The organism is Azonexus hydrophilus, from assembly GCF_001956855.1.
Classification (GTDB): Bacteria; Pseudomonadota; Gammaproteobacteria; order Burkholderiales; family Rhodocyclaceae; genus Azonexus; species Azonexus hydrophilus_A.
In genome coordinates, this window is sequence record NZ_MTHD01000011.1 from 1 (window position 1) to 5,455 (window position 5,455).

General features: G+C 52.5%; 2 tRNA genes and 3 rRNA genes. All 5 read left to right on the forward strand.

Annotated features, from left to right (window positions below):
* Nucleotides 1–248: 248 nt before the first annotated feature.
* The 5 genes from BJN45_RS17400 to rrf all read left to right on the forward strand — a co-directional run bounded on the left by BJN45_RS17400 (nucleotide 249) and on the right by rrf (nucleotide 5,403).
* A 16S ribosomal RNA gene (locus BJN45_RS17400) occupies nucleotides 249–1,786 on the forward strand.
* A 60-nt stretch (nucleotides 1,787–1,846) separates the two neighbouring features.
* Nucleotides 1,847–1,923, forward strand: a tRNA-Ile gene (locus BJN45_RS17405).
* Nucleotides 1,924–2,019: 96 nt separating this feature from the next.
* Nucleotides 2,020–2,095 (forward strand) — tRNA-Ala (locus tag BJN45_RS17410).
* A gap of 210 nt (nucleotides 2,096–2,305) precedes the next feature.
* Nucleotides 2,306–5,187, forward strand: a 23S ribosomal RNA gene (locus BJN45_RS17415).
* Nucleotides 5,188–5,290: 103 nt separating this feature from the next.
* Nucleotides 5,291–5,403, forward strand: a 5S ribosomal RNA gene (gene rrf / locus BJN45_RS17420).
* The 16S, 23S and 5S rRNA genes sit together here with 2 tRNA genes alongside, the layout of an rRNA operon.
* Nucleotides 5,404–5,455: the final 52 nt, after the last annotated feature.

Genomic DNA, 5,455 nt, shown 5'->3' on the forward strand with positions numbered 1-5,455 from the left:
AGAAAATTTTTTACTGAAAAGCTTGACGGAAGTGAGGAAGTGTTACATAATCTCGCTTCTCTGCTGCAGACGAATTGATGTTTAAGACGGCGCGGCGATGTTCTTTAAAAGTTTGGACAACCGATAGGTGTGGGTGTCTTGATGCAGTGGTTTCGGCCACAAAAATGTATTAAGGCAGACACACGAATGTAGAGATACATAGGTAGAGAAATCTACCGTCAGTGAGTTTGTGAGTTATTAGTTGGATTGAACTGAAGAGTTTGATCCTGGCTCAGATTGAACGCTGGCGGCATGCCTTACACATGCAAGTCGAACGGCAGCACGGGCTTCGGTCTGGTGGCGAGTGGCGAACGGGTGAGTAATGCATCGGAACGTACCCGGGAGTGGGGGATAACTATCCGAAAGGATAGCTAATACCGCATATTCTGTGCGCAGGAAAGCAGGGGATCTTCGGACCTTGTGCTCCCGGAGCGGCCGATGTCAGATTAGCTAGTTGGTGGGGTAAAGGCCTACCAAGGCGACGATCTGTAGCGGGTCTGAGAGGATGATCCGCCACACTGGAACTGAGACACGGTCCAGACTCCTACGGGAGGCAGCAGTGGGGAATTTTGGACAATGGGCGCAAGCCTGATCCAGCCATGCCGCGTGAGTGAAGAAGGCCTTCGGGTTGTAAAGCTCTTTCGGCCGGGAAGAAATCGTACGGGTTAATACCCTGTGCGGATGACGGTACCGGCATAAGAAGCACCGGCTAACTACGTGCCAGCAGCCGCGGTAATACGTAGGGTGCGAGCGTTAATCGGAATTACTGGGCGTAAAGCGTGCGCAGGCGGTTTTTTAAGATAGGCGTGAAATCCCCGGGCTCAACCTGGGAACTGCGCTTATGACTGGAAGACTAGAGTATGGCAGAGGGGGGTGGAATTCCACGTGTAGCAGTGAAATGCGTAGAGATGTGGAGGAACACCGATGGCGAAGGCAGCCCCCTGGGCCAATACTGACGCTCATGCACGAAAGCGTGGGGAGCAAACAGGATTAGATACCCTGGTAGTCCACGCCCTAAACGATGTCAACTAGGTGTTGGGTGGGTAAAACCATTTAGTACCGGAGCTAACGCGTGAAGTTGACCGCCTGGGGAGTACGGCCGCAAGGTTAAAACTCAAAGGAATTGACGGGGACCCGCACAAGCGGTGGATGATGTGGATTAATTCGATGCAACGCGAAAAACCTTACCTACCCTTGACATGCCAGGAACTTGCCAGAGATGGCTTGGTGCCCGAAAGGGAGCCTGGACACAGGTGCTGCATGGCTGTCGTCAGCTCGTGTCGTGAGATGTTGGGTTAAGTCCCGCAACGAGCGCAACCCTTGTCGTTAATTGCCATCATTTAGTTGGGCACTTTAGCGAGACTGCCGGTGACAAACCGGAGGAAGGTGGGGATGACGTCAAGTCCTCATGGCCCTTATGGGTAGGGCTTCACACGTCATACAATGGTCGGTACAAAGGGTTGCCAAGCCGCGAGGTGGAGCTAATCCCAGAAAGCCGATCGTAGTCCGGATCGTAGGCTGCAACTCGCCTGCGTGAAGTCGGAATCGCTAGTAATCGTGGATCAGCATGTCACGGTGAATACGTTCCCGGGTCTTGTACACACCGCCCGTCACACCATGGGAGCGGGTTCCGCCAGAAGTGGGTAGCCTAACCGCAAGGAGGGCGCTTACCACGGCGGGGTTCGTGACTGGGGTGAAGTCGTAACAAGGTAGCCGTAGGGGAACCTGCGGCTGGATCACCTCCTTTCTAGAGAAGCATCCTGGCACCCACAACCTATCGGTTGTTCGAAGAGTAGCAAACAGACGAGGGTCTGTAGCTCAGTCGGTTAGAGCACCGTCTTGATAAGGCGGGGGTCGTTGGTTCGATTCCAACCAGACCCACCAACGTCAAATCAAGTAAGCGAGCAGTACGAGGCGCGAGACATCGCCGCATACATCAGTATGCAAGATGTTGAGCAACGGCGTAATGCGAAGCTTAACGGGGGATTAGCTCAGCTGGGAGAGCACCTGCTTTGCAAGCAGGGGGTCAACGGTTCGATCCCGTTATCCTCCACCAGAACCTAAAGATAAGCAGAGTTGTTTATCTTTAGCGTTTGGTAAAACGAATTGCTACGTTCTTTAACAAAATGGAAGAAGGTTGTGTTGCGGCGCTGATGAGGCGTTGGCAACACGTTGTGATTGCATCTGTTCTTGTTCCTTTGGGAGCGAGACAGCACAAATATGAGTTTGCCTGTAGCCGTTCTCGAAAGAGAACACAAGGTTATAGGATCAAGCGACTAAGTGCATGTGGTGGATGCCTTGGCGATCACAGGCGATGAAGGACGTGCAAGCCTGCGAAAAGCGGGGGGGAGCTGGCAATGAAGCTTTGATCCCCCGATATCCGAATGGGGAAACCCACCTCTTTGAGGTATCCCATACTGAATACATAGGTATGGGAGGCGAACCCGGCGAACTGAAACATCTAAGTAGCCGGAGGAAAAGAAATCAACCGAGATTCCCCTAGTAGTGGCGAGCGAATGGGGAAGAGCCTGCTAGTGATAGCGGAACTGTTAGAAGAGCGGAATGGAAAGTCCGGCCGTAGTGGGTGATAGCCCCGTATTCGAAAACAGATCCGTGGTACTAAGTTAGCGAAAAGTAGGGCGGGGCACGTGAAACCTTGTCTGAACATGGGGGGACCATCCTCCAAGGCTAAATACTCGTGATCGACCGATAGTGAACTAGTACCGTGAGGGAAAGGCGAAAAGAACCCCGGGAGGGGAGTGAAATAGATCCTGAAACCGCATGCATACAAACAGTGGGAGCCTCCTTGTGGGGTGACTGCGTACCTTTTGTATAATGGGTCAGCGACTTACGTTGTGTTGCGAGCTTAACCGAATAGGGAAGGCGTAGCGAAAGCGAGTCTGATAAGGGCGTTTAGTAGCACGGCGTAGACCCGAAACCGGATGATCTATCCATGGCCAGGATGAAGGTGCCGTAACAGGTACTGGAGGTCCGAACCCACTAACGTTGAAAAGTTAGGGGATGAGCTGTGGATAGGGGTGAAAGGCTAAACAAATCCGGAAATAGCTGGTTCTCCCCGAAAACTATTTAGGTAGTGCGTCTTGTATCACTGACGGGGGTAAAGCACTGTTATGGCTAGGGGGTCATCGCGACTTACCAAACCATGGCAAACTCTGAATACCGTCAAGTGCGAGCAAGGCAGACAGACAGTGGGTGCTAACGTCCATTGTCAAGAGGGAAACAACCCAGACCGCCAGCTAAGGTCCCCAAGACATGGTTAAGTGGGAAACGAAGTGGGAAGGCATAGACAGCTAGGAGGTTGGCTTAGAAGCAGCCATCCTTTAAAGAAAGCGTAATAGCTCACTAGTCGAGTCGTCCTGCGCGGAAGATGTAACGGGGCTCAAACCATGCACCGAAGCTGCGGATATCCGTAAGGATATGGTAGGGGAGCGTTCTGTAGGTCTGTGAAGGTGTCTTGTAAAGGATGCTGGAGATATCAGAAGTGCGAATGCTGACATGAGTAGCGATAAAGGGAGTGAAAAGCTCCCTCGCCGAAAGCCCAAGGTTTCCTACGCAACGTTCATCGGCGTAGGGTGAGTCGGCCCCTAAGGCGAGGCAGAAATGCGTAGTCGATGGGAAACAGGTCAATATTCCTGTACCGATTCTAGATGCGATGTGGGGACGGAGAAGGTTAGGTCAGCCATCTGTTGGAATAGGTGGTTTAAGCGTGTAGGCGTGCCCCTTAGGCAAATCCGGGGGGCTTAGCTGAGGCGTGACGACGAGGCACTACGGTGCTGAAGTGATTGATACCATGCTTCCAGGAAAAGCCACTAAGCTTCAGTCTAGATTCGACCGTACCGCAAACCGACACAGGTGGGCAGGATGAAAATTCTAAGGCGCTTGAGAGAACTCAGGAGAAGGAACTCGGCAAATTAACACCGTAACTTCGGGAGAAGGTGTGCCCCGGTAGGGTATAAGGCCTCGCGCCGAAAGCCCGATGGGGTTGCAGTGAAATGGTGGCTGCGACTGTTTAATAAAAACACAGCACTCTGCAAACACGAAAGTGGACGTATAGGGTGTGACGCCTGCCCGGTGCTGGAAGATTAATTGATGGGGTGCAAGCTCTTGATCGAAGTCCCAGTAAACGGCGGCCGTAACTATAACGGTCCTAAGGTAGCGAAATTCCTTGTCGGGTAAGTTCCGACCTGCACGAATGGCGTAACGATGGCCACACTGTCTCCTCCTGAGACTCAGCGAAGTTGAAATGTTTGTGAAGATGCAATCTCCCCGCGGCAAGACGGAAAGACCCCATGAACCTTTACTGCAGCTTTGCATTGGACTTTGAACCGGTTTGTGTAGGATAGGTGGGAGACTGTGAAACCGGGACGCTAGTTTCGGTGGAGTCAACCTTGAAATACCACCCTGATTTGTTTGAGGTTCTAACCTTGGTCAGTGAATCCTGACCGGGGACCGTGCATGGTAGGCAGTTTGACTGGGGCGGTCTCCTCCCAAAAGGTAACGGAGGAGTACGAAGGTACGCTTAGGGCGGTCGGACATCGCCCATAAAGTGCAATGGCAAAAGCGTGCTTGACTGCGAGACCCACAAGTCGAGCAGGTGCGAAAGCAGGTCATAGTGATCCGGTGGTTCTGTATGGAAGGGCCATCGCTCAACGGATAAAAGGTACTCTGGGGATAACAGGCTGATACCGCCCAAGAGTTCATATCGACGGCGGTGTTTGGCACCTCGATGTCGGCTCATCTCATCCTGGGGCTGTAGCCGGTCCCAAGGGTATGGCTGTTCGCCATTTAAAGAGGTACGTGAGCTGGGTTTAAAACGTCGTGAGACAGTTTGGTCCCTATCTGCCGTGGGCGCTGGAAATTTGAAGGGGGCTGCTCCTAGTACGAGAGGACCGGAGTGGACGAACCTCTGGTGTACCGGTTATGACGCCAGTCGTATCGCCGGGTAGCTATGTTCGGAAGAGATAAACGCTGAAAGCATCTAAGCGTGAAACTCGCCTTAAGATAAGATTTCCCGGAGTCTTGAACTCCCTAAAGGGTCGTCGAAGACCACGACGTTGATAGGTCAGGTGTGGAAGCGCAGTAATGCGTTAAGCTAACTGATACTAATTGCCCGTGCGGCTTGATCCTATAACCTTGTAACACTGCAGCATACTCATACCGCAGTCACAACATACAACCTTCTACCCCATTTTGCGTTCGGCGCTAAACAGCGACGAACACACAAGTTACGCTTGGCGGCAATAGCCTTCTGGACCCACCCCTTCCCTTCCCGAACAGGACCGTGAAACAGATGAGCGCCAATGATAGTGAGCTTCCGCTCGCGAAAGTAGGTCACCGCCAGGCTCCCATTACAAAACCCCCTGCTCATACCAGCAGGGGGTTTTTGCGTCTACTC